A 23546-nucleotide genomic window follows, 5' to 3' on the forward strand; every position below is an offset into this window, starting at 1 on the left:
AACAGGGCAAACAGTCAAATATATTCGTGGTAATGCATCTTGAAAAAGAGGGCAGTTGTGATAAAATGAACAACAAAGATTCAGTAAAAGCAATAGTTTCAGAGGGAAAAGATGAAAAAAGCAGGTAAGATATTAACAGCTCTGGGGTTAGCCATGGCATTTGGCTTCGTTATGAATCCGACGCAGGCAAAAGCGGAAGATACAGACCGTATCGCAGAGGGAGTTTATATTGGCAATATTGATGTTGGCGGCATGACAGAGCAGGAAGCTCTGAGTGCAGTGACTGATTATGTAAATAATGCAGGGGAAGCAGTATTTACACTGACTGCGGGAGAGCGCAGCACACAGGTGAAAGCATCGGATCTTGCACTTGAGTTTACCGATATGAACGTTGTTTCAGAGGCGATGGATGTCGGAAAGAGCGGTAATCTGATCAAAAGATATAAGGATAAAAAAGACCTTGAAAATGGCAATGTTGTCATTGATATGGTGTTGAACGTAGATCATGATACGGTTTCTGAGTTACTTGACGAGAAAGCGGATGAGCTTGATCAGAAAGCAGTAGACAACGGACTGGTACGTGAGAACGGTACGTTTAAGATCATTAAAGGATCACAGGGTGTTGAGATCAATGTGGAAAAGTCGATCGCTGCGATTGAAAATTATGTCAGTGACGGCTGGGACGGACAGGGTGGAAGTATTGAGCTGTCAGCGGAGATCGTGGAACCTAAGGGAAGTGAAGAAGAGCTTTCTAAGGTAAAAGACCTGCTTGGTGGATTCAATACGAATTACAGTTCTTCCACTCAGAACCGCTGTGATAATATTGCAACAGCAGCTGATAAGATCAACGGAACTGTTCTGTATCCGGGAGAAGAGTTTTCTGTATACGAGACGATCGGACCGTTAGATGCAGCAAATGGTTATGAATTAGCAGGAGCCTATGAGAACGGACAGACGGTGCAGTCATATGGCGGTGGTGTCTGCCAGGTTTCAACGACTTTATATAATGCAGTTATATTAGCGGAGCTTGAAGTTACGGAGCGTTCAAACCATTCTATGATCGTTACCTATGTAAAGCCATCTATGGATGCTGCGATCGCAGGTGATTATAAGGATTTAAAATTCGTAAATAATCAGGATGTACCGATCTATATTGAAGGATATACTTCCGGGAAAAATGTTTATTTCAATATTTACGGGGAAGAGACAAGACCTGCAAACCGCAAGGTAACATATGAGAGTGAAGTTGTGTCGGAGCAGGATCCGGGTACACAGTTTGTGGCAACCGGAGATCCGGTAGGAACGATGAATGTATCACAGGGAAAACATGTCGGATATGTGGCACAGCTTTGGAAAGTTGTTACAGTAGACGGTGTGGAAGAAAGCCGCGAAGTATTTAATAAGAGTACTTACAAAGCATCACCGAAGATCGTCAATGTTGGAACCGCGTCAGAAGATCCGAATGCATCAGCGACGATCGGCGCTGCATTAGCGACCGGTGACGAGGGGACTATCTATGCCGCAGTGGCTCAGTTTACGGCAGCGGCATCGACTACACAGGAACAGCCGGCTGAAAACCAGTCTGCAGAGGAGCAGGCAATCGTCGGAGACGGACAGGTGGATGTCAGCGGAGATAACGGCGGAAATGGTCAGTAATTTATTATAAGAAACAAAAAGAGGCTGCCTCGTAAGAGACAGCCTATAACTATAAACAGGAATGGAGTTTGCGATGAAGATTGGAAAAGTACCGGAGAATGTGCTCAAACGCTCCGTATTTAAACAGATACATACCAAAAGACCGGAGGTTGTCTTAGGCGCCGGTGTGGGAGAGGACTGTGCGGCGGTCAAGCTGGCAGAGGATGAGACACTTGTGATGTCAACAGATCCGATCACAGGAACGGCACAGGATATCGGTACGCTTGCGATCCAGATCACAGCAAATGATCTTGCCAGTGCGGGAGCAGAGCCTGTCGGTGTGCTGCTTACGGTCTTACTTCCACCAGAGGTTGAGGAACCGGAGTTAAGAGAGATGATGCAGCAGGTAGAGGCAGCATGTGCGAAAGCAGGTGTGCAGGTCATGGGCGGTCATACGGAGATCACTGCAGTTGTAAATCAGCCGGTCATTTCCGTATGTGGTGTTGGAAAAGTAAAAGACGGATGTGTGATCTCTACCGGCGGGGCAAAACCGGGAATGGATATCCTTGTGACAAAATGGATCGGGATCGAGGGAACATCCATCATTGCAAAGGAAAAAGAAAAAGAACTGTTAACGAGATTTTCTGCACCATTTGTTGAAAATGCAAAAAAACTGGATGTATATTTATCCGTACTTTCAGAGGCTGCAGTCGCCGTTCGGTCTGGCGTTAGTGCTATGCATGACGTCACAGAGGGCGGTATCTTTGGTGCACTCTGGGAAATGGCAGAAGCATCTGGCGTCGGACTTGAAATCGATTTAAAAAAGATTCCCGTTCGTCAGGAAACAATCGAGATCTGTGAATTTTTCGGAATCAACCCATATGAACTGATCTCAAGCGGTTCTATGCTGATGGCAGCAGCCGATGGCAATCTGCTGGTAAATGAACTGAAAAAAGCAGGAATACCGGCAACAATTATCGGAAAAGCAACAGCCGGAAATGACAGAGTTCTATTAAATGAGGATGAGAGACGGTTTTTAGAACCGCCTAAGACGGACGAATTATATAAGGTAGTATCATAACAATAGATTGTGCATTTAGCGGGAAAATCTATTGTCAGAAATTAAGATAGTGCTCAAAAGAGTACAAATTATGGAGGATAGGATTATCATGCGTGAAAAGATTTTAACTTTTATAGAGAAGAACAGCAGAATTGATTTAAAGGAACTGGCTATCATTTTAGGTGTAGATGAGGCAGCCGTGGTAAATGAGCTTCAGAAAATGGAAGAGGAGCATATTATCTGCGGATACCATACCCTGATCGACTGGGATAAGGCGGGAATTGAAAAGGTGACAGCTTTAATCGAGGTGCGTGTCACACCACAGCGCGGAATGGGATTTGACAAGGTGGCAGAGCGCATTTACAACTATCCGGAAGTAAATTCCGTTTATCTGATCTCCGGCGGATTTGATTTTATGGTAACGATTGAGGGAAAGACACTGCGTGAGGTTTCCCAGTTTGTTTCCAATAAACTTTCACCGCTTGATTCTGTTTTAAGTACAAAGACGAATTTTATTCTGAAAAAATACAAAGATCACGGAACCGTTATGGCAGAACCGGCAAAAGATGAAAGGATAGAGATGTAATATGAGAGATCCATTAAATAAAACAATTACAACGATCCAACCGTCCGGGATCCGTAAGTTCTTCGATGTGGTACATGAGATGAAGGACGCAATCTCCCTTGGTGTCGGCGAGCCGGATTTTGATACGCCGTGGCATATCCGCGACGAGGGTATTTATTCCCTGGAAAAAGGAAAAACACATTATACCTCAAATGCAGGTTTAAAAGAGTTAAAGACAGAGATCGACCGTTATCTGAACCGTCATTACGGGATATCTTATGACGTGGATCATGAGATCATGGTTACGATCGGAGGCAGTGAGGCGATCGATGCGGCTATGCGTGCCATGTTAGATCCGGGAGATGAGGTTTTGATCCCGCAGCCAAGCTATGTATCTTATGTGCCTTGTGCCATTTTAGCAGGTGCAGTGCCGGTCATCATTGAGTTAAAGGCAGAAAATGAGTTCCGTCTGACACCGGAGGAATTAGAGGCTGCGATCACGCCGAAGACAAAACTTTTAGTGCTTCCGTTCCCAAACAATCCGACCGGTGCGGTCATGGAAAGATCCGATCTTGAGAAAATTGCGGAAGTGATTAAAAAACACGATATTTTTGTGCTGAGTGATGAGATATATTCCGAGCTTACTTATCTTGAAAAACATGTAACGATCGCATCTTTACCTGGCATGTGGGAGCGGACGATCGTGATCAATGGATTTTCAAAATCACATGCCATGACAGGCTGGCGTCTCGGATATGCATGCGGACCGCGTGTGATCATCGGGCAGATGTTAAAGATCCATCAGTTTGCGATCATGTGTGCACCGTCTACGAGCCAGTATGCAGGTGTTGAGGCTCTCAAAAACGGAGATGAAGATGTGGCACAGATGAGAGAGGAGTATAATGGCAGACGCCGTTATCTGCTTCATCGTTTTAAAGAAATGGGACTTTCCTGTTTCGAGCCATTTGGAGCATTTTATGTGTTCCCGTGCATCAGCGAATTCGGTATGACATCCGAGCAGTTTGCCACGGAGCTTTTAAATACAGAGAAGCTTGCAGTCGTTCCGGGAACGGCATTCGGAGACTGCGGGGAAGGATTTATCCGTATTTCCTATGCGTATTCGCTGGAGAATTTAAAAGAGGCGATGAACCGCATGGAGGCATTTATTACAGGGCTGAGAAAACAGGGTGAAAAACAGGCATGACAGCTTATTTTTCATATTGTGGTCTGTTTGGCAGACTGCCTGGAAATGAGGATTATTATGGCAAAGTTAAATATTGTTTTATATGAGCCGGAGATCCCGGCAAATACCGGAAATATCGGAAGAACCTGTGTCGCAACAGGGACAAGGCTCCATCTGATCGAACCGCTTGGATTTCATCTTGATGAAAAATCGATCAAGCGTGCCGGGATGGATTACTGGAGTGAGCTTGACGTGACGACCTATGTGAACTGGGATGATTTCTGTGAGAAAAATCCGGGTGCAAAGATCTATATGGCAACGACAAAGGGACGCCATGTATACACAGAGGTTTCCTACGAGCCGGACTGCTATATTATGTTTGGAAAAGAGAGTGCAGGAATCCCGGAGGAGATCTTAAAAGCCAATCCGGATACCTGTGTGCGGATCCCGATGATCGGGGAGACACGTTCACTGAACCTGTCAAATTCCGTTGCGATCGTGCTCTATGAGGCACTCAGACAGAATCAGTTTGACCATATGAAGCTGCAGGGAGAACTGCACAGACTGCGCTGGGATGACTGATACGGGAAGGAATAAAAACAGATGGGAATTATTAAGGCAAAACAGCTTGTGCATGAATATATCAGACGTGATGAAGAGGGAAACGTAGAGTCGATCCAGACTGCCTTAGATCATGTGGATCTCGATGTGAAGCAGGGAGATTTTATCGCAATTTTAGGGCATAACGGTTCCGGTAAATCTACGCTTGCGAAGCATATCAATGCACTGTTAGCCCCGTCCGAGGGAAGTCTCTTTGTGGACGGCATGGATGTTTCAAAAGAAGAAAATGTCATTCCGGTGCGAAAAACCGCCGGAATGGTTTTCCAGAATCCTGACAACCAGATCATTGCGAGCGTAGTAGAGGAGGATGTCGGATTCGGACCGGAAAATATCGGTGTGCCGACAGATGAGATCTGGCAGCGTGTGGAGGAGAGCCTAAAGGCGGTCGGCATGTTAAAATACCGCCATCATTCACCGAATAAGCTCTCCGGTGGACAGAAACAGCGTGTTGCGATCGCAGGCGTTGTTGCGATGGAGCCAAAATGTATCGTGTTAGATGAGCCGACGGCGATGCTTGATCCGAACGGAAGAGCAGATGTCATCCGTACTGCACATGAACTTAATGAGAAAAAGGGTGTCACGATCATTCTGATCACACATTATATGGAAGAGGTAGTCGGTGCTGATAAGGTGATCGTAATGGATAAGGGAAAAGTTGTCATGCAGGGAACTCCGCGTGAGATTTTTTCACAGGTCGGAAAACTCAAAGAATACAGGCTTGATGTACCGCAGGTTACGATCCTTGCGGACTTGCTCAGACAGTCTGGACTCGATATTCCGCTTGGCGTGCTGACGAGGGAAGAACTGGTCGGACATATCCTTAGGATTGCACAGATTGACTAAGAAATGAGGATGAACATGTCAATTATTTTAGATAAAGTGAATTATGTATACAGCGAGGGAACTGCGTACCAGATTCAGGCGTTAAAGGATGTGAACTTAACAATCGAGGATGGACAGTTTATCGGTGTGATCGGGCATACCGGTTCCGGTAAATCAACTCTGATCCAGCATCTGAACGGACTGATGAAAGCCACATCCGGAACGATATATTTTCATGGTCAGGATATTTATGAGGATGATTTTGATCTGCGTGAGCTAAGAAACCGTGTTGGTCTGGTATTCCAGTATCCGGAGCACCAGTTGTTTGAGACAACCATTTTTGATGATGTGTGTTTTGGACCGAAAAATCAGGGATTATCAAAAGAAGAGGCAGGACTTAGGGCATTTGAGGCTCTGCGAAGTGTCGGACTGCCGGAAGAACTGTATTACCAGTCTCCGTTTGATCTTTCCGGTGGACAGAAACGTCGTGTTGCGATCGCGGGCGTGCTTGCGATGAAGCCGGAAGTACTGATCCTAGATGAGCCGACAGCAGGACTTGATCCGGCAGGACGTGATGAAATTTTAGATCTTGTGGAGCGGATGCACAGGGAGCGGGGCATTACGGTTATTCTGGTATCACACAGCATGGAGGATGTCGCAAAATATGTGGAGCGGATTATCGTAATGAATCATGGAAGCGTGATGTTTGATGGCGCGCCGAAAGAAGTGTTCCGCCATTATAAGGAGCTTGAATCAGTTGGTCTTGCGGCACCGCAGGTGACTTACCTGATGCATGAACTGAAGGAAAAAGGTCTGAATGTTGATACAGATGCCACGACAGTAGCAGAGGCGAGAGCGTGTCTGCTTGAGGCGCTGACCGGGATTGATTCCGGAAAAACAGACTTTCATATGTAACGGTTCGGAGGAAGAAGATGTTAAGAGATATTACACTGGGCCAGTATTATCCGGCGGATTCCGTCATTCATAAACTGGACCCGCGCGTAAAACTGTTTGCTACATTTATTTATATTATTTCATTGTTTTGTTTTAAAGGGATTGCGGCATTACTTGTTGCGACTGTATTTTTGGTCTTCTGCATTAAGTCATCGAAGGTTCCGTTTAAGTTTATGGTAAAGGGGTTAAAGGCAATCGTGGTGCTGATGCTGATCACGGCGGCTTTTAATCTTTTCCTGACACCGGGTACACCGATCGTGAGTTTCTGGATCTTTAAGATCACAGCAGAAGGTGCGCAGAATGCGATTCTGATGGCGATCCGGCTGACTTACCTGATTCTTGGTACTTCGATCATGACACTTACAACAACGCCAAACCAGCTTACGGATGGTCTGGAAAAATCATTGATGCCTTTGACAAAAATCGGTGTTCCGGTACATGCGATCGCAATGATGATGTCGATCGCACTTCGTTTTATTCCAATCCTCATCGAGGAGACGGACAAGATCATGAAAGCACAGATGGCAAGAGGTGCTGATTTTGAGAGCGGCAATCTGCTACAGAGAGTGAAAAATATGATTCCTCTTTTAGTACCGTTGTTTGTTTCTGCGTTCCGCCGCGCCGATGACCTTGCGATGGCGATGGAGGCACGCTGCTATAATGGCGGTGAGGGCAGAACCAAGATGAAACCGCTGCGTTATGCGGGTGTGGATCATAAGGCATATGTGCTTGTGATCGGATATTTTGTGGTTATTCTGTTGTGCAGATTCTTTTTACCGTTTCCGCAGTAAATTTTGTTGCATGAAGCTGCAAAATATAAGCAGCTTTGTGCCACAGAAACAAATAGATAGTTATGGAAGCAGACACGGCAGGCTGTTTAGAAATGGGGACAGGATCAGTATGCGTATAAAAATGGTTGTGGCGTATGACGGCACAAATTACAAAGGATGGCAGGTGCAGCCGAACGGCATCACGATAGAGGAAGTGTTAAATAAAAATCTCTCGAAACTTTTGGGGGAAGAGATCGTGGTGAGCGGTGCAAGCCGGACGGATTCCGGGGTACACTCACTTGGAAATATTGCGGTGTTTGATACGAACACGAGGATGCCGGCAGATAAGATCGCATTTGCCCTGAATCAGAGACTGCCGGAGGATATTGTGGTGCAGGGATCATGCAAAGTGGAGGATGGCTGGCATCCACGTTATCAGAACAGCAGAAAGACTTACGAATACCGCATCTTAAACAGGACATTCCGTATGCCTACAAGACGGCTGGATACTTATTTTTATCATTATCCGCTGGATGTGGAAAAAATGAAAAAGGCGGCATCTTATCTAGTGGGCGAGCATGATTTTAAGAGTTTCTGTGCGATCGGTGCACAGGTAAAAACGACGGTGCGTACCATTTATGCCTGTGATGTGGAAAAAGATGGGGATATCATTACGATCCGTGTGACCGGGAATGGTTTCCTTTATAATATGGTACGGATCATTGCAGGGACGTTAGTGCAGGTTGGCGGTGGCGCGGTTGCACCGGATGAAGTGGGAGAGATCCTTGCAAAAAAAGACCGCAGTGCGGCAGGACCTACGGCACCGGCACATGGACTTACGATGATGGGGATCGAGTTTGAGTAAGCAGGATAACGGAATATTTTAAAATACGGCTGAAGTCAGTCAGCTTAGAGAAGGCTCACCTAATTCTTCTAAGAGGGCATTGGCATCGATCACGGACAGCTTTTTTTCTATGGCAAAAATGAGGATAGAGTCACGTTTGCTTTTAGAATAGAGCTGTCCGTTTTTTGTGAGCGTGAGAGCACGCTGCGTTTCCAAAAGATCGAGCTTTAGCGCAAGGCAGAGAGAAATAACCTTATCACGGGAGGGACTTCGTCTGCCGTCTAAGATCTGGTAGCCGTAATTGCGCTGTATCTGGGCTGCGGCGATCAGATTTGCAGCGGTTATATTGTGGGCTATCATCTGTTCGTTCAGATATTCCGGAAAAGTCGAGACGGCTGCCATTTCCGGAAGTGTATCGGTATATTGTTTTAATTCAGCCGTATTTTTGGTGGCAGTGAGAAGTTTCATTAATTCGTCTGTCGTTTGCTGTTTCATAAGGTCTCCTTGAATTGTTGTCCCCAAAATAATAAAATACATTTATATGATTATACAGATGTCATCAGGCAAAAAGAGTAAGGTTGTTTTACTGTCCGACATCTATCATAGCGTGTTATACAGATGAATGCAAGAAACTGGTGGAAAGTCATATGCTGCTTGAGGAAGAATACCGTCTGTCGGAATATGTGGATCTTGGCAGGCTGAATGAGAATGAAAAAGTACATATCGTAAGGAATAAAGTAAATGGTGTCATTGGTGTAAGAAAGTATGTTGCACCGGATTTGAAGGAGATTTATCTTTTTTTAAAGAAAAATCCGAATCCATATATACCGGAAATTTATGAATGTATACAGACAGAGACGAATCTGATCGTGATCGAGGAATATTTAAGCGGAAAAAATCTGGAAGAAATGCTGCGGGAAAAATTTTTTTCGGAGAGGGAAGCAGCAGAGGTCATAATCTGTCTGTGCAGGGCACTTCATCCTTTACATAATGCGAAAATGCCGGTCATATGCAGAGATCTGAAAGCAGAGAATGTGATCATCACCAATGAGGGAGAAGTAAAGCTGATTGATTTTGATATTGCAAGGATTTACCAGCCGGGCAAGTCAAAAGATACCGTTATGATGGGAACGGAAGGCTATGCAGCACCGGAGCAGTTCGGATTCGGGCAGACAGATGCGAGAACTGATATTTATGCGATGGGTGTACTGCTTAATTATATGCTCATGCGTTGTTTTCCTCTGGAAAGGATAACGGAGGGGCGTTTAAAACCGGTGGTATTAAAATGCATCAATTTAAATCCAAAAGACAGGTATCAGAATGTGGATGAACTTGAAACTGCTGTAAGCGGTGCAGTGAGTGCGTCTTACAATATGGAAAATGTGAGTATTCATAAGCCGCCTTTTTATAAAATACCCGGTTTTCGATCTGGAAAACTGTGGAAAATGATCGTTTCTGTTTTGGGGTATGCATTTGTTACATATTTCTTCTGGTCGTTAGAATTGAGTGGTAGTAAGGGGCAGCCGCTCGCGGCTAAAGAGCTTACACTGGAACGTTTTGTACTCTGGCTGTCACAGATCGTATTTATATTTTTTGTCTGCGACTATATGGGGATACGGAGAAATATACCGGTTGTAAACAGCAAAAAACGGATCATAAGACTGATCGGTTATGTGGCTGCGGAATTTATTTTTATTTTTGCGGCAGCTGTGATATGTGTAACCTTAGAAGCGATATTATTTTAAAGGAACAGAGAAAATGTATGCACAGAGCATACCAAAAACGAAATAAATATGGTTAAGATGAGAGAAGCATAAGACAGAAGCTGTTTTACGCTTCTTTCTTTTTATCCTGTTGAGACAGATATTCCTTTAATATCATATTGATGTATTGGGAAAAAGAACGGTCATCCTGTTCTGCGAGGAGTTTTAACTGTTCGATAACATCTGAATCAAGTGTAATGCTTACTTTATTTTTTAATGGTTTCATAGATAACCTCATTTCTTCTTTTATATTTTATATATACGATAAATGGTTGACATATACCACTAAGTAGGATAAAGTAGCATAAAGTAGGATGATATAAAACACAGGAGGAAAATCATGCACAGCTTGCTGGGCATTGCTCCATGCAAGAGGCACATGCTATGGAAGCTATAAAGCTGCTTGCATAGCAGACATTTTGCTCCGCAAAACATAGGAGTAAAATACTCTGCTCCTGCAAAGGCAGTCGCATTTTGCTCCGCAAAACATAGGAGGAAAATCCTCTGCTCCTGCAAAGGCAGTCGCATTTTGCTCCGCAAAACACAGGAGGATTTGAAATGGAAAAGGGAACAAAGGTATGTAAGTATTGCAAGACGGAGATACCAAAAGACGCGAAGGTATGCCCGAACTGCAGAAAGAAACAGGGTGGCATCGGTAAATGGATCGTGATCGCTGTGATCGTGGTTGCACTTATTGCAGCAATTTCGGGTGGTGGAGAGGATAAACCGAAAAAAGTGGAGAATGATCCGGTGCAGAATACTACGGATAATAAGACAGATACAGAAAAAAATATGACAGAAGATACATCTGCCGGACAGGAGAATAGCGAGAAAGATATATTTGGCATTGGCGAAACCGCGGAAATGAATGATGTACAGGTTACAATGGTCAACTATACGCAGAATAGTGGATCAGAGTATAATAAACCATCGGATGGAAATGAGTTTGTTCTGGTAGAGTTTGAGATTGCCAATAATTCTGATTCTGAAATAAATATAAGCAGTATGGCAAGTTTTGAAGCGTATGCGGATGATTACGCATTAAACTATTCACTGAACGCTCTTTTGGAGAAAAACGATGCAAATCAATTAGATGGAACCATTGCAGCAGGGAAAAAAATGAATGGTGTAATAGGATATGAGGTTCCGGCAGACTGGAAAACAATAGAAATTCATTTTAAGGATAATGTCTGGAGCAGTAATAAATTTAAGTTTGAAATCATAAAATAGGCAGGAAAAAGTTTACAGTAAGGCAAAAAAAACTTGACACACAAGGCGTCGTGTACTATACTATTTAAGTCTGTGATAGTGAAGTAATGTCAATCCAAAGCCCCGGAGCGACATTTAAGCTATAAACAATTTATTGAATACCAAGCGGTGTGTCCTGGACATTCACATTGCAGCGGTGTTCCGTAACATTATTTCTAGGAGGAAGATCAATGAAAACTTTTATGGCTAGCCCAGCTACCATTGATAGAAAATGGTATGTAGTTGACGCTGAAGGTATGACATTAGGACGTTTAGCATCTGAAGTTGCTAAAGTATTAAGAGGAAAGAATAAAGCAATCTTTACACCGCACATCGACACAGGTGATTATGTAATCGTTGTTAACGCTGAGAAGATTAAAGTAACTGGTAAGAAATTAGACCAGAAAATCTACTACAATCACTCTGATTATGTAGGTGGTATGAAAGAAACTACCTTAAAAGAAATGTTAGCAAAACATCCGGAAAGAGTTATTGAGCACGCAGTAAAAGGCATGCTTCCAAAAGGACCTTTAGGAAGAGAGATGTATACAAAATTATTCGTATACGTTGGACCGGATCACAAGCATGCAGCTCAGAAACCTGAAGCTTTAACATTTTAATTAGGAGGGAAAAACAGTGGCTAATACAAAGTATTACGGAACAGGAAGAAGAAAATCATCTGTTGCCAGAGTATATTTAGTACCAGGTACAGGTAAAGTTACCATCAATAAAAGAGATATGGATGAGTATTTCGGGTTAGAGACATTAAAGGTTGTTGTTCGTCAGCCTTTAACAGCTACCGAGACAGCTGATAAATTCGACGTTTTAGTAAACGTTCGTGGTGGTGGATACACAGGACAGGCAGGAGCTATCCGTCATGGTATCGCTCGTGCGTTATTAAATGTAGACGCTGACTACAGACCAGTATTAAAGAAAGCAGGATTCTTAACACGTGATCCTCGTATGAAAGAGCGTAAGAAATACGGTCTCAAAGCAGCTCGTCGCGCTCCGCAGTTCTCAAAGAGATAATTCAAGAACAAAAATCAGTCCCACAGATTCAAGGTATTCCTTGGATTTGTGGGATTTTTCTTTTTGTCCGTTTTTATGAATTTTTGTCTGTTAGTAACAAGTTAGAAACAAATTAGTAACACTGAATCAGGTGTCTTGTGCAAGACTTTTGTTGTCTTGTGCAAGACATTTTCTGATTTCCAGTTTTGTCTTGCAATGAACTGTTCTTCCATCCTTGAAGATGACATCATATCCATCATGTGTGTTGCCTTTGATTGTCAGAATCTTTTCCCTGGACTTTTCTGCAAGCTGCATATTATCATCATTGATTGGATTCTTGTGCGTCCCACAAAGTTTTGATTTCCTTCTTGCTGAATGGTTTTCTGTCAAATGAATTTGGGTTTCCTGGCTTGCTAATGTCCACATATTTGACTATACAGGAACAAGTGCAAGATGCGGATATTGTGTTAACCGCTTCGCAAATTGCATACAGGGAATTGGAAAGGAGACAGACTAAGGAACTTGATGAAAAGCGGTCAGAACTTCAATCGGTAAAACAAGAGCTGGAAAGCATGACAGATAAAGCAAATAAAGCAGTAGAATTGCTTGATACGATCAATGCTTTTGTATCATCATTCAGATTATTTGCACCGACAATAGAAGAATATGCCAATCAGGTTGAATCGGATAAGACGATTGAAGCAGGTAATTCATTTAGAGGAATACTTAGTGAATTAGGCAAACTGCTGGAGAATTCCAAGGAGCTGATAAAAGAAGGAATCTGCTGGTTTCAAAGGCTTATGAGGTGGAAAACTTCTAAGGGTGAAGTGGCTCCGGTATTCATAGAGAAAAGCAATGGATATTCATAATCGGTGTATGGATATATGAATGTGGAGACTAGGGAATATTACATCAAAGAGACAATTCAGTGGGAAATTAAGGCTGGTAACCGGACAGGGACAGTAGAGCAGATGGATGCTAATGTTGTGGCTATGGCTAGGGATTTGCAGAAAATATTGAGGATTGGAACGGAGCAGAAGAGGTTGTGGGAGGCGTATGATGGGGAGATAAAATTTATGATAGAACTTGTGTTCGGTTTATGACGGTGATATAATATAAAAGAGTCAAACACAAGTTCCGTTGCTATTATTCAATATATCGAATATAATATAAAAAGTTAAGTTAAGAGGTATATAGGATAGCAATTTAGGCAATGAAAAATGTACATTTAGCAAAGAATAATACAAATATTGTGTTTTGAAAATAGAATAGATGTAGTATTTACATTTGATGGTAATTGGACAATATCAGATAATAAGAAATATAAAAAGGAGATATGAAATGTTTGAAAAACTTATAAATCAAATAAAAGAACTTTCTACAATAGATTTCAAGGAAGCAACTGAGAAAATAAGAAAATATATTGATGAAATATCAGAGGAAGATTTCAAAGAAATCGTAAAGCAGATAGGTACTATTCCTGAAAATATTGAACATGATTCTACAGAAGAAAAATTATATTCAAAGGCTTCGGATATAGTTTTAGCAAGATGTTTTAGATTGTTAGGGTTGGCATCGAGGGCTTTGGATGAAAGAGCAGATAGTGCTGATATATTGGCAGAAAGTATTTCGGGATATAAATATAGCTTAGTTGCTGATGCAAAATGTTTTAGATTGAGTAGAACAGCAAAGAATCAGAAAGATTTTAAAGTGAGTAACTTGAGTGATTGGCGTGGTTCTGAGAATGAATATGCTGTTTTAGTAGCACCATATTTTCAATACCCACAATCTACTAGTCAAATATATTCAAAAGCTCTCGAAAATAATGTATGTTTGTTGTCTTGGGAACATATATCTATTTTACTTGAAAAAAATGTAAAAGAGACAGAATCATTATCTTTGGAATCATTATGGAATGCCTCCCAAATGATAGCAAGAGATAAATCATTAAGTTTTGCTAATGCTAAATGTTGTTTTTTACCTAAAATGGATGTTTATGTTGCAAAGAAAATAGGTTTGCCAGAAGCGCAATATAGAAGTATGTTAAATGATTATAAAAGATTAATTACATATAGGGGGAAAACAGAAATATCATATTGGAATGGTTGCATAGAGGAAATAAAGAAATTTACCAAAGAAAAAGCAATAGAAGAATTAATTAAAGCAAAGAAATTACAGGAAAAAATAAATGCTATTTCACAGTATATAGATAAATTGAACAGGTAGGTGAATATTGATGGGCAGAGTTGAATTGGGAGATTCAATACAATTAATAAAGAGTGTGGATACAGAATCTGTGCATTTGATATTGTCTGATATTCCATATGGAATTAATTACGATAAATGGGATGTTTTACATAATAATACAAATAGTGCACTGTTAGGGAAAAGCCCAGCTCAAGAAAAAAGTGGGACAATTTTTAAAACTAGAGGCAAACCATTAAATGGATGGGCTCAATCAGATAAGAATATTCCGATTGAATATTATCAATGGTGCTCATCATGGGCGGAAGATTGGTTGAGAGTATTGAAACCAGGTGCAAGTTGCTTCATATTTGCAGGACGGAGAATGGCTCATAGATGTATTTGCGCAATGGAAGATGCAGGTTTTATTTTTAAAGATATGATTGCGTGGGAGAAAGACTCGGCGGCATACAGAGCACAGAGAATTAGTTGTGTTTTTGATAGAAGAAATGATGAACAGAATAGTTTGGCATGGGAAGGGTGGAAAATAGGAAATCTTCGTCCATTATTCGAACCAATACTGTGGTTCATGAAGCCCTATCCGCAGGGAACTACTTTGACAGATAACATAACTAAATATGAAGTTGGCGCATTTAATGAAAATAAGTTAAAAGAATTAACTACTCTGAATGAAGGTATTGAAGTATGCTCTAATATCTTAAAAGTAAAAACTCAAAAAACTGATAGAGGATTACATCCGACACAAAAAGCAGTGGAATTAATGGAAATACTTATTTCATTAGTTACTAAAGAAGGACAGACAGTGTTAGATCCGTTTTGCGGATGTGGTACAACATTAGTCGCAGCAAAAAGATTAAAAAGGGAGTATATCGGTTTTGAGATAAATGAGGAATATTACAACAATATCTTATTAAGGATGGATGATAATGAATAAAATACAGGTTGGTTTTTCCACACCATTAAATGATGGAGATACAGAAAATACTACTTTAGGATGCAGGTATACAAATCCTGATATTTGCTGAAGTAATGGTATAGTTGGAATATGTGCTTTTGAATCTGAAGATGGTATATGTAAAAAACATTGCGTGCATGGAGAAGAAAGTATAATCAATTAGCTAACGATGAGAAGAGAACAGAATTGTAATATAATAAAATTATTTTTGTGGCAAAAGGGATGAAAAAATGCAATTATCTGATTTTATACGAAAATTCCGTAATCACCCATTGTTATTTGTAGGTACAGGAATGAGTCTAAGATATTTGGGAAATTCATATTCTTGGGACGATTTGCTGAAAAAAATTTGCTTTGAATTAAAAGGTAATAATGAATATTATCATATGTATTTGATGAATGTATTCATAAGAAAAGCGGACTCAATGAAAGACCTAAATACTATAATAGAATAAAGAGGGGATTTAAGTATTTTGATAGTATGTTGATTTGTGTATATCCTAATTATATTAGTGGATGTTTTCATAGGAGAAAAGCATTGTTAGAATATTTAATTGGTCAGAAATATGTAGATTTGTTGTTTGAGCAACTTGATTAGATATAAATATTAAGTGGTAAATAATTGAGAGCGATTGTGTATATTGGATGAATAGTTCTTGGAATCTGTGGGCAGTGTTACGCATACAACAGATATGTAGCTCTACCATAAAGTCACACTCGATTTTTACCCCATTTTATGGCATAATATGTCGAAAAAGATTAAGAAATTCTTGATTTTATGCCAAAAATATTGTTTTTTGCGATAGAGATATTATAATAAATATGCAATCTGACACAGAATACAAAAGAAGGGGAGAAATACAGGATGACAAGTACACAATATATAAGAGCAAACCAGAAAGTATACAATGTCGTGATGGCGCAGCTGATCGTAATGACATTTTTATCAGTAGCGGCATGTCTGACCGGATTTAAGATTACAGTGGCGATTCAGGCAGTGGCAACAGTTGTGGGGATCATAGTTGTGAATACTTATGCGAAGAAGTTCTGGGATGTAAAAAGAGGCGGAGAGATTCTGCTTGGAACAGCAACAGCAGTCTATTTTATTTTCCTTGTATTTAATCATACAAATTTCGTATATGCGTATGCGATGCCGCTTCTGGCAGCAAGTACCATTTATTTAAATGTACGGTTTTTATATATAGGAGGAACGATCGCAGTTGTTGGAAATGTGATCCATATTATTGCACAGATTATCCGTGGAACCGCAGATTCGAGTGAACTTATTTTTGGAATGATCGTGCTTGGCATATTGATCTATGCAGTGCGTGAGACATCTATCCTCCTTACAAAATTTAATGAAGAGAATCTGGAGGTGCAGGCTGCAGCATCCGAAAAGATGCTGGTTACAGCGGAAAATCTGGTGAAACATTTTGATTCTGCGAAAGAAAAATTAGAGACATTAGAGGAAGTGATCAATAATAACAATGAATCTATTTCCAATATTGCCCAGAGCACGGGAAGTACTGCGGAGGCAATCCAGCAGCAGGCATTGATGTGTGAGGAAATCCATAAGAATACGGACAGTGCAGAAAAAGAAACCGAAGCGATGATTGATAAGGCAAATCATACGATGGAGAATGTGGCAGAGGGTGCGAGACTGGTAACAGGATTAAAAAATCAGGCTGACAATGTGGAGCAGGCAAGTAACCAGGCGGCAGAGTCCACCAAACAGGTCAGCAACCGTGTGGAGGAAGTAAAAGGAATTGTTGCGACTATCTTAAGTATCTCCAGCCAGACCAATCTTCTTGCATTGAATGCTTCTATTGAGGCAGCAAGAGCAGGTGAGGCAGGAAAAGGGTTTGCAGTCGTTGCGGAAGAAATCCGTCAGTTATCGGAGCAGACAAAAGATGCAACGAACCGGATCACGGATATCATTCAGGATCTGAATGAAGATGCACAGCATGCGATGGATAGTATGGAACATTCTGCGGATTCAATCCGTGAACAGAACGAACTGATTGAGACAACAAAGAATAAATTTGAGACCATCAATGACGAAATGCAGTCACTGGCAAGTGCAATCGGAGAGATCGAGGGAAGTATGCAGTCCATTTTAAACAGTACAGACACAATTTCCCAGAGTATATCGAATCTCTCTGCAACTGGTGAAGAAATAGCTGCTTCTTCCACAGAAGGACTTCAGACAGCAGAACATGCGGTAGAGGCAATGAAACAGACCAAAGAGATTATTGACGCTACTTATCTGCTGGCGCGGGATTTAGAGACTTATGCAGAATAGATCAGACAGAAAATAACAGTGGGAGGCTGAAAAGTCAGATAGAAATAAGTTACTGTGTGAACAATAACAAAAATGCAGGGATCAGGAATAGAATGAATATTGCATATTGTGAAGATGAAAAGATCCAGTTAGAATATATGGAACAACTGATCAGAAAATGGGCAGATGAAAGGAAAAGCACTGCTATATATTTTGGCTATGGCAGTGCAAAGGAGCTGTTATTTGAGCATCCGGACAGCTTTCCTTTCGATCTGCTCTTTTTGGATATTGATATGGACGGCATGGATGGCATGGCGCTTGCGAAGGAGATACGGAAATGGGATAAAAATCTCCCTATCGTATTTTTGACGAACCGCAGTGAGTATGTGTTTGAAGGGTATGAGGTCGGGGCGTTGCGTTACCTGTTAAAACCGGTGGAAGAGACAAAGCTGTTTTCTCTGCTGGAGGAGATTTCTTATGCGCTTGGCAAAGAAAGACGCTATCTGATCGAAAACGTGGATGGGGAGACTGTAAAAATTCCGGTCGATACCATTTATAGTGTGGAGGCGAAAGGGCATTATATCCGTCTGCACACGAGCGCGGGTGATTATGAATACAAAAAGAACCTTTCTGAAATAGCAGGGAAATTGATGGAAAATCAGCCGGAACAGGCAGAAAAATTTGTCAGCACGCACAGGAGCTTTATTGTCAGCCTTGCGGCGGTGGAGCGCGTGCAGCGCACAGAGTGCATCCTTTCGGATGGCAGTAGTGTGCCGGTGAGCAGGAATGCATATAAGAGTGTAAATGAAGCGTTTATCCGGTATTATATGGAACATGGGGATATGTGTGAAAAATAAGTTTTTTATTCATAGGAAATTACGTCCTATGAATGAAAAAGCCTTTCAGGCGGGATGTGCACCCCTCGGAGAAGAAGTTTGCTGTAAACAGCAGGAATGAGGAACAAAATGAGGATACCCCTGATTACAAAATATCTGGAAGAAAAGAATATGGAGTACCAGAATGCCCTGCTCGAAAAACAGGTGCAGGAGATACAGAATATCTATCTTACCATGCGCGGCTGGCGTCACGATTACCACAATCATTTACAGGCGATGAAAGCGTATGTGAAGATGGGGCAGTATGACAGGTTAGAGGAATATTTAGGATTGTTGGAGCAGGATTTAGATCACGTCAACCAGCTGATCGAGACTGGAAATGTCAATTTAGATGCCATCTTAAATTCAAAAATATCCTTAGCACAGAAAAACGGAATCGCTATCGATTATCAGGCGAAATGCCCGGAAACACTTGCCGTCAGTGATATCGATCTGTGTGCCCTGATCGGAAACCTCCTTGATAATGCTGTGGAATCCTGTGAGAAACTTACCGCGGAGAAACCGTTTATCCGCCTTTATATCGGCGTGCTAAAAAAACAGCTTTATATTTCGGTGTCAAATGCAACGAATGAGACAGTGCGGAAGATGGATTCCGAGTATATCAGCAAAAAGCGGGGGAATCACGGACATGGATTAAAACGGATCAATCTTGTGGTTGAAAAATATGGCGGCTATATTAACCGGCAGAATGAGCCGGGGGTGTTTGTGACGGAGATTATGCTGCCATTGTAAAAGTTTCTGAAAAAAATTGGGAGAAAATGTGTTTGAATATGGATGATACCGTTGGTGCACGGAAGATAACCTTCCGTGCACTTTTTGTGTTAAAGTGAAAAATAATGATAGAGTGTAAACAAAGAAGTGACATAACGTACAGATGTACCAAAATCACGAAAGTATCAGGGAAAATAGTGGAGATAGATCATTATGAAACTCATCCAGAACGCAGAGTTGTTGTGAGAGACAGACCAATTTATAAGAAGGTGCTGGGGAGCCGTCGGTACTTAGCGACCGTATTTTGGTCGCTTAGTATCCGCTACGAGCGACACGCAGCGCAAGCGTGCCTTCGTTAAATTGGTCTGCCTCTCACAACATCCACAACCTGCATCAGAGTTTCAAAATGATCGAGCCACCACCACCCCAAACGAGAGGAGCCACAACATCATGAACCAACCGAAAAAATACACCGCCTTAGCAAGCCAGCATTACATCCTCAGCGAACTATGGCACTACAACAGGTCCACTATCTTTTTTGCCCTTGCAGAGATCATTGCTGAGATTGGCAAAGGCTTTGGCACAATTTTGATTCCATCCATGATCGTAGCATTCTTAGAGCAGTACACAAAAGGTATGATCACCGCAGCAGCTCTGCCTACAGCAATGGCAAAACTTGTGACATTTTTTGTCGGATACAGTATCTGGTGTATGATCACCGGATATCTGAAGCGGAGAAATCAGTTCCAGTACGTTAAATTCCGCTGCAGCAGAATGACCGAACGCTGCTATCAGAAATTTATGTCACTTGATTATGTACAGTGTGAGGATGAAAAAGTCCAGCAGCTTTTAAAGAAAGCAGGAGAGGCAGTCAGCGGAAATTATAGAGGTGTCGAGGGCGTCTTACATTGTGATGTCGAGCTCTTAAAGGAAGCCGGTGCATTGATCCTGTATGCATCCTTAATCTCCGGCGTGTCGGCATGGCTAGTTGTGCTTTTAGTCACAATTTCACTGATCCAGATCTTAAGTTATAAACTGGCAAATAATTATGAATTAAAGCACCGTGATGCAAAGGCAGAACTTACGGTAACACAGGATTATATCGACCGTCAGGCATATACCGTGGAAAACGGAAAAGATGTAAGGCTTTACCAGATGAAAGAATGGCTGAGTGGTCATTACCGGGCTGCAAACAAGAAATATCAGACATTACTTGCAAAAGAAAAAGCCTGTTATTTTGCGGATGATCTGTTTGGACTGCTGCTGCAGCTTGGCAGGGATGTGATCTGTTACGGTTATCTGATCGGGCAGCTGATGCAGGGAATGTCCGTGGCACGTTTTGTGCTTTATATCGGAATTGTCAGTGGATTTTCCACTTATTTTTCGGAACTGACCATGAAGATCAGCCAGATATCAGCCTGTTTAAAACCGGTTGGACAGATGCAGAAATTTACAGAGCTGGAGAATATATATCACCATGGTGAGGAAGTCCGGTTAGAGGATGAACTGGCGGCAGTAGAGGTTGAATTTTCACATGTCAGTTTTTCTTATCCGGGAACTGATTATAAGATATTAGATGATGTGAGTTTTCATATGAAAAAAGGCGGAAAGATGGCATTGGTCGGCATTAACGGTGCCGGAAAATCAACGATCGTCAAACTGTTATGCGGTTTTTATATGCCGGATGAAGGACATATCTATATCAACGGAACAGATCTTGCCACAATGGATCTTGACGCATGGTACCGGTCGCTTGCTGCAGTTTTTCAGGATGCATTTATCTATTCTTTTTCCATTGCGGACAACGTTTCATGCAGTATGGGAGCGGACTATGATGAGGAAAAATGCAGGGAGGCATTAAAGGATGCCGGACTGTGGGAGAAGATACAGAAACTGCCACAGAAAGAGGAAACATTTATCGGAAAAGAGGTAAGGGAAGATGGAATCCATCTTTCCGGCGGGGAGACGCAGAAGCTGATGCTTGCGCGTGCACTCTATAAAGGATGTGCACTTTTATTACTGGATGAGCCGACCGCAGCGTTGGATGCGATCGCAGAAAATGAGATGTATGAAAAATACAATGAAATGCTGATGGGAAAAACGGCGCTTTTTATTTCCCACCGTCTGGCGTCGACGCGGTTCTGTGACCATATCCTGTTTCTGGAAAACGGAAAGATCACGGAGGAAGGAACCCATGAGGAATTGATGAACAAGGGTGGCGGGTACGCCGAAATGTTCCTGGTGCAGAGCAAATATTACAAAGAGGAAGGGGCACAGTCACATGAAGAAGATATGGCATGAATTTACAAGTTTTATAAAGATGATCAGTAAAGGGAAAAAAGATGTGGCTGTTGTCATGGCGGCAGGCGGATTTATGAAAGCGTCCGTTCCGTTTCTGGTATTTTATTTTTCGGCACAGATTTTAAACCATGCGATTGAAGGAGATTATGAGGCATGTGTGAAAAGTGTGGCGGTACTTTTACTGTCACAGTTTGTATGTGAGCTGGTGAACCGGTTCTGCCAGAAACGGATAGAAGTACTCGGAGAAAGCTGCCAGCAGATCGTAAGGCAGCAGATGGCAGACAAAGCATTTGAACTGCAGTATGAAAAATTTGAAAAACAGGAGACGATAGATTCTTTAAGGCGTGCAAAACTTACGGCAGGGGGAAGTGGGGATATTAAAGATCAGATAGACACCTGTTATCAGATCTTTGTACAGTTTTTTTCCATGTGTTATTCGGTCGTATTTTTCCTGCTGCTGATACTGAAAATCGATGGCGGACAGAAAAAAACAGCAAAGATATCAGACTTTATGGTCTGTCAGGATTTTTTCTGGGAAAATTCCGGCAGAAGATGGAAGGATTTAACATTTATTTACAGATGGGAAAATTAAATGGGAAATTCATAGGTTCGATCGAAGGTATCAATCAGTTTGCAGCAGGAGTCGCCTATCTGCTGGTAGGCATGAAAGCATTAAACGGGATGATCGATATCGGAAATGTTATTTTATATGCGGGTGTCATTTCACAGACCGTTAACTGTATCACGGAATTTGGGTCACAGGTCATTTCTTTTCAATTTTCAGCGGAATATTTAAGTGTTTTTGATGAATTTATACAAAGTCCGGCAATGGATTACGATGGCACACTGCCGATTGAAAAGAGAGATGACGGACAGTATGAATTTGAATTTCATGATGTAAGTTTTGCCTACCCGGACTGTGAGACAAAGGTGTTAAACCATGTCAGCTTAAAATTTAACATTGGTGAGAAAATGGCACTGGTCGGAAAAAACGGTGCCGGGAAAACGACGTTAGTCAAACTGCTCTGCCGCCTTTATGAGCCGACGGAGGGCACGATCACCTTAAACGGCATTGATATCTGGAAATACAATTATGCGGAATACACAAGGGCATTTTCGGTTGTCTTTCAGGATTTTGCGATGTTTTCCCTGCCGGTCGGCGAAAATATCGCTGCAAGCAGCAAGGTGGATGAAGAGAGAGCATGGGAAGTGTTAGATCAGGTCGAACTCTCCGGACGTGTGAGAGCAATGAAAGACGGTTTAAAGACGCAGCTTTACAATAACAATGGTGCAGGAGTCGATATTTCCGGCGGTGAAGCACAGCGGCTTGCCATTGCACGTGCACTTTATAAAGACGCGCCGTTTGTGATCTTAGATGAGCCGACTGCCGCTTTAGATCCGATCGCTGAGGCACAGATTTATGAGAATTTTAATGAGATGGTAAAAAATAAGACTGCTATTTATATTTCCCATCGCATGAGCAGCTGTAAATTCTGTGACCGGATCGTTGTGTTAGATGCCGGAGGTATCGCTGAGATTGGAACGCATGATACACTTTTGGCAGGAAATGGAATCTACGCAGAGATTTACCGGACGCAGGCGCAGTATTACGCTTAAAAAATCTTAATATTTGCTTAAAATCCCTTATAAACTATATTCAAAAGGAAAATTGTGCTACAATACCAATGATGGCAGTTTATGTGAAGAACTGCCCCCAAAAGAGG

The 23546-nt window shown here is 41.9% G+C and carries 26 protein-coding genes; 23 read left to right on the forward strand and 3 right to left on the reverse strand.

Annotated features, from left to right (window positions below):
* Positions 1–111: 111 nt before the first annotated feature.
* The 9 genes from H8S51_RS03715 to truA all read left to right on the forward strand — a co-directional run bounded on the left by H8S51_RS03715 (position 112) and on the right by truA (position 8475).
* Positions 112–1656, forward strand: coding sequence for a VanW family protein (locus tag H8S51_RS03715; protein WP_186899343.1), 1545 nt, complete (start codon positions 112–114; stop codon positions 1654–1656).
* 73 nt (positions 1657–1729) lie between these two features.
* Positions 1730–2716, forward strand: coding sequence for an AIR synthase family protein (locus H8S51_RS03720; protein WP_186899344.1), 987 nt, complete (start codon positions 1730–1732; stop codon positions 2714–2716).
* An 88-nt stretch (positions 2717–2804) separates the two neighbouring features.
* Positions 2805–3281: an Lrp/AsnC family transcriptional regulator gene (locus H8S51_RS03725; protein WP_015560217.1), complete on the forward strand. Its 477-nt coding sequence runs from the start codon at positions 2805–2807 to the stop codon at positions 3279–3281.
* A gap of 1 nt (position 3282) precedes the next feature.
* On the forward strand, positions 3283–4464 hold the full coding sequence (locus H8S51_RS03730; RefSeq protein ID WP_186899345.1) for a pyridoxal phosphate-dependent aminotransferase: 1182 nt from the start codon (positions 3283–3285) through the stop codon (positions 4462–4464).
* A 57-nt stretch (positions 4465–4521) separates the two neighbouring features.
* A complete protein-coding gene (locus tag H8S51_RS03735) occupies positions 4522–5025 on the forward strand; it encodes a tRNA (cytidine(34)-2'-O)-methyltransferase (RefSeq protein ID WP_015522173.1) in 504 nt (167 codons plus the stop codon).
* A gap of 21 nt (positions 5026–5046) precedes the next feature.
* Positions 5047–5907, forward strand: coding sequence for an energy-coupling factor transporter ATPase (locus tag H8S51_RS03740; protein WP_117920014.1), 861 nt, complete (start codon positions 5047–5049; stop codon positions 5905–5907).
* Positions 5908–5922: 15 nt separating this feature from the next.
* A complete protein-coding gene (locus tag H8S51_RS03745; RefSeq protein WP_186899346.1) occupies positions 5923–6801 on the forward strand; it encodes an energy-coupling factor transporter ATPase in 879 nt (292 codons plus the stop codon).
* 17 nt (positions 6802–6818) lie between these two features.
* Positions 6819–7631, forward strand: coding sequence for an energy-coupling factor transporter transmembrane component T family protein (locus tag H8S51_RS03750; protein WP_117920018.1), 813 nt, complete (start codon positions 6819–6821; stop codon positions 7629–7631).
* 109 nt (positions 7632–7740) lie between these two features.
* Positions 7741–8475: a tRNA pseudouridine(38-40) synthase TruA gene (truA, locus tag H8S51_RS03755; protein ID WP_117920118.1), complete on the forward strand. Its 735-nt coding sequence runs from the start codon at positions 7741–7743 to the stop codon at positions 8473–8475.
* Positions 8476–8514: 39 nt separating this feature from the next.
* Here truA and H8S51_RS03760 read toward each other — a convergent pair whose 3' ends face one another.
* Positions 8515–8949: an XRE family transcriptional regulator gene (locus H8S51_RS03760; protein ID WP_117920021.1), complete on the reverse strand. Its 435-nt coding sequence runs from the start codon at positions 8947–8949 to the stop codon at positions 8515–8517.
* Between the two features lie 152 nt (positions 8950–9101).
* On the opposite strand from H8S51_RS03760, the gene H8S51_RS03765 reads away from it, so the two are divergent.
* On the forward strand, positions 9102–10199 hold the full coding sequence (locus H8S51_RS03765; protein WP_241070879.1) for a serine/threonine-protein kinase: 1098 nt from the start codon (positions 9102–9104) through the stop codon (positions 10197–10199).
* Positions 10200–10284: 85 nt separating this feature from the next.
* Here H8S51_RS03765 and H8S51_RS03770 read toward each other — a convergent pair whose 3' ends face one another.
* The gene (locus H8S51_RS03770) at positions 10285–10455 is read right to left on the reverse strand and encodes a ribbon-helix-helix domain-containing protein (RefSeq protein ID WP_117920022.1); all 171 of its coding nucleotides are present in this window, start codon (positions 10453–10455) and stop codon (positions 10285–10287) included.
* A gap of 320 nt (positions 10456–10775) precedes the next feature.
* On the opposite strand from H8S51_RS03770, the gene H8S51_RS03775 reads away from it, so the two are divergent.
* The 3 genes from H8S51_RS03775 to rpsI all read left to right on the forward strand — a co-directional run bounded on the left by H8S51_RS03775 (position 10776) and on the right by rpsI (position 12494).
* Complete coding sequence (locus tag H8S51_RS03775; RefSeq protein WP_117920024.1) at positions 10776–11447, forward strand: DUF4352 domain-containing protein; 672 nt, start codon at positions 10776–10778, stop codon at positions 11445–11447.
* Positions 11448–11656: 209 nt separating this feature from the next.
* Positions 11657–12085, forward strand: coding sequence for a 50S ribosomal protein L13 (rplM, locus tag H8S51_RS03780; RefSeq protein WP_117920026.1), 429 nt, complete (start codon positions 11657–11659; stop codon positions 12083–12085).
* A gap of 16 nt (positions 12086–12101) precedes the next feature.
* Positions 12102–12494 (forward strand): 30S ribosomal protein S9, encoded by a 393-nt coding sequence (gene rpsI / locus H8S51_RS03785; protein WP_117920028.1) that lies wholly within the window; start codon positions 12102–12104, stop codon positions 12492–12494.
* Positions 12495–12620: 126 nt separating this feature from the next.
* Here rpsI and H8S51_RS03790 read toward each other — a convergent pair whose 3' ends face one another.
* On the reverse strand, positions 12621–12863 hold the full coding sequence (locus H8S51_RS03790; protein ID WP_117920030.1) for a hypothetical protein: 243 nt from the start codon (positions 12861–12863) through the stop codon (positions 12621–12623).
* Positions 12864–13045: 182 nt separating this feature from the next.
* Here H8S51_RS03790 and H8S51_RS03795 point away from each other — a divergent pair, with 182 nt between their 5' ends.
* The 10 genes from H8S51_RS03795 (at position 13046) to H8S51_RS03840 (ending at position 23439) form a co-directional block, all read left to right on the forward strand.
* Positions 13046–13342 (forward strand): hypothetical protein, encoded by a 297-nt coding sequence (locus tag H8S51_RS03795; protein ID WP_241070881.1) that lies wholly within the window; start codon positions 13046–13048, stop codon positions 13340–13342.
* 15 nt (positions 13343–13357) lie between these two features.
* Positions 13358–13576, forward strand: a complete 219-nt coding sequence (locus H8S51_RS03800) for a hypothetical protein (protein WP_241070882.1) — start codon at positions 13358–13360, stop codon at positions 13574–13576.
* Between the two features lie 238 nt (positions 13577–13814).
* Positions 13815–14699, forward strand: coding sequence for a HindIII family type II restriction endonuclease (locus H8S51_RS03805; RefSeq protein ID WP_117920032.1), 885 nt, complete (start codon positions 13815–13817; stop codon positions 14697–14699).
* 10 nt (positions 14700–14709) lie between these two features.
* Positions 14710–15612, forward strand: coding sequence for a DNA-methyltransferase (locus tag H8S51_RS03810; RefSeq protein WP_117920034.1), 903 nt, complete (start codon positions 14710–14712; stop codon positions 15610–15612).
* An 886-nt stretch (positions 15613–16498) separates the two neighbouring features.
* Positions 16499–17935, forward strand: coding sequence for a methyl-accepting chemotaxis protein (locus tag H8S51_RS03815; protein ID WP_186899347.1), 1437 nt, complete (start codon positions 16499–16501; stop codon positions 17933–17935).
* Between the two features lie 92 nt (positions 17936–18027).
* Positions 18028–18771: a LytR/AlgR family response regulator transcription factor gene (locus H8S51_RS03820; RefSeq protein WP_186899348.1), complete on the forward strand. Its 744-nt coding sequence runs from the start codon at positions 18028–18030 to the stop codon at positions 18769–18771.
* A 108-nt stretch (positions 18772–18879) separates the two neighbouring features.
* Entirely contained in the window at positions 18880–19542 is a 663-nt protein-coding gene (locus H8S51_RS03825) for a sensor histidine kinase (protein WP_186899349.1), read from the forward strand.
* Between the two features lie 429 nt (positions 19543–19971).
* A complete protein-coding gene (locus H8S51_RS03830) occupies positions 19972–21822 on the forward strand; it encodes an ABC transporter ATP-binding protein (protein WP_186899350.1) in 1851 nt (616 codons plus the stop codon).
* Positions 21803–22414 carry a hypothetical protein gene (locus H8S51_RS03835; RefSeq protein ID WP_241070883.1) on the forward strand — a complete coding sequence of 204 codons (612 nt, stop codon included), beginning with the start codon at positions 21803–21805 and terminating at the stop codon, positions 22412–22414. The genes H8S51_RS03830 and H8S51_RS03835 overlap by 20 nt, the downstream gene beginning before the upstream one ends.
* On the forward strand, positions 22375–23439 hold the full coding sequence (locus H8S51_RS03840) for an ABC transporter ATP-binding protein (RefSeq protein WP_241070884.1): 1065 nt from the start codon (positions 22375–22377) through the stop codon (positions 23437–23439). Before H8S51_RS03835 ends, H8S51_RS03840 begins: the two co-directional genes overlap by 40 nt.
* Positions 23440–23546 lie beyond the last annotated feature (107 nt).

Origin of the sequence: Roseburia rectibacter (genome assembly GCF_014287515.2) — a bacterium.
In the GTDB taxonomy this organism is placed as follows: domain Bacteria; phylum Bacillota; class Clostridia; order Lachnospirales; family Lachnospiraceae; genus Roseburia; species Roseburia rectibacter.

Excerpts from the sequence above, each read along its gene's own strand:
- H8S51_RS03715 (WP_186899343.1), top strand. The coding sequence starts at position 112 with ATGAAAAAAGCAGGTAAGATATTAACAGCTCTGGGGTTAGCCATGGCA.
- H8S51_RS03720 (WP_186899344.1), top strand. The coding sequence starts at position 1,730 with ATGAAGATTGGAAAAGTACCGGAGAATGTGCTCAAACGCTCCGTATTT.
- H8S51_RS03725 (WP_015560217.1), top strand. The coding sequence starts at position 2,805 with ATGCGTGAAAAGATTTTAACTTTTATAGAGAAGAACAGCAGAATTGAT.
- H8S51_RS03730 (WP_186899345.1), top strand. The coding sequence starts at position 3,283 with ATGAGAGATCCATTAAATAAAACAATTACAACGATCCAACCGTCCGGG.
- H8S51_RS03735 (WP_015522173.1), top strand. The coding sequence starts at position 4,522 with ATGGCAAAGTTAAATATTGTTTTATATGAGCCGGAGATCCCGGCAAAT.
- H8S51_RS03740 (WP_117920014.1), top strand. The coding sequence starts at position 5,047 with ATGGGAATTATTAAGGCAAAACAGCTTGTGCATGAATATATCAGACGT.
- H8S51_RS03745 (WP_186899346.1), top strand. The coding sequence starts at position 5,923 with ATGTCAATTATTTTAGATAAAGTGAATTATGTATACAGCGAGGGAACT.
- H8S51_RS03750 (WP_117920018.1), top strand. The coding sequence starts at position 6,819 with ATGTTAAGAGATATTACACTGGGCCAGTATTATCCGGCGGATTCCGTC.
- truA (WP_117920118.1), top strand. The coding sequence starts at position 7,741 with ATGCGTATAAAAATGGTTGTGGCGTATGACGGCACAAATTACAAAGGA.
- H8S51_RS03760 (WP_117920021.1), bottom strand. The coding sequence starts at position 8,949 with ATGAAACAGCAAACGACAGACGAATTAATGAAACTTCTCACTGCCACC.
- H8S51_RS03765 (WP_241070879.1), top strand. The coding sequence starts at position 9,102 with ATGCTGCTTGAGGAAGAATACCGTCTGTCGGAATATGTGGATCTTGGC.
- H8S51_RS03770 (WP_117920022.1), bottom strand. The coding sequence starts at position 10,455 with ATGAGGTTATCTATGAAACCATTAAAAAATAAAGTAAGCATTACACTT.
- H8S51_RS03775 (WP_117920024.1), top strand. The coding sequence starts at position 10,776 with ATGGAAAAGGGAACAAAGGTATGTAAGTATTGCAAGACGGAGATACCA.
- rplM (WP_117920026.1), top strand. The coding sequence starts at position 11,657 with ATGAAAACTTTTATGGCTAGCCCAGCTACCATTGATAGAAAATGGTAT.
- H8S51_RS03795 (WP_241070881.1), top strand. The coding sequence starts at position 13,046 with ATGACAGATAAAGCAAATAAAGCAGTAGAATTGCTTGATACGATCAAT.
- H8S51_RS03800 (WP_241070882.1), top strand. The coding sequence starts at position 13,358 with ATGAATGTGGAGACTAGGGAATATTACATCAAAGAGACAATTCAGTGG.
- H8S51_RS03805 (WP_117920032.1), top strand. The coding sequence starts at position 13,815 with ATGTTTGAAAAACTTATAAATCAAATAAAAGAACTTTCTACAATAGAT.
- H8S51_RS03810 (WP_117920034.1), top strand. The coding sequence starts at position 14,710 with ATGGGCAGAGTTGAATTGGGAGATTCAATACAATTAATAAAGAGTGTG.
- H8S51_RS03815 (WP_186899347.1), top strand. The coding sequence starts at position 16,499 with ATGACAAGTACACAATATATAAGAGCAAACCAGAAAGTATACAATGTC.
- H8S51_RS03820 (WP_186899348.1), top strand. The coding sequence starts at position 18,028 with ATGAATATTGCATATTGTGAAGATGAAAAGATCCAGTTAGAATATATG.
- H8S51_RS03825 (WP_186899349.1), top strand. The coding sequence starts at position 18,880 with ATGAGGATACCCCTGATTACAAAATATCTGGAAGAAAAGAATATGGAG.
- H8S51_RS03830 (WP_186899350.1), top strand. The coding sequence starts at position 19,972 with ATGAACCAACCGAAAAAATACACCGCCTTAGCAAGCCAGCATTACATC.
- H8S51_RS03835 (WP_241070883.1), top strand. The coding sequence starts at position 21,803 with ATGAAGAAGATATGGCATGAATTTACAAGTTTTATAAAGATGATCAGT.
- H8S51_RS03840 (WP_241070884.1), top strand. The coding sequence starts at position 22,375 with ATGGAAGGATTTAACATTTATTTACAGATGGGAAAATTAAATGGGAAA.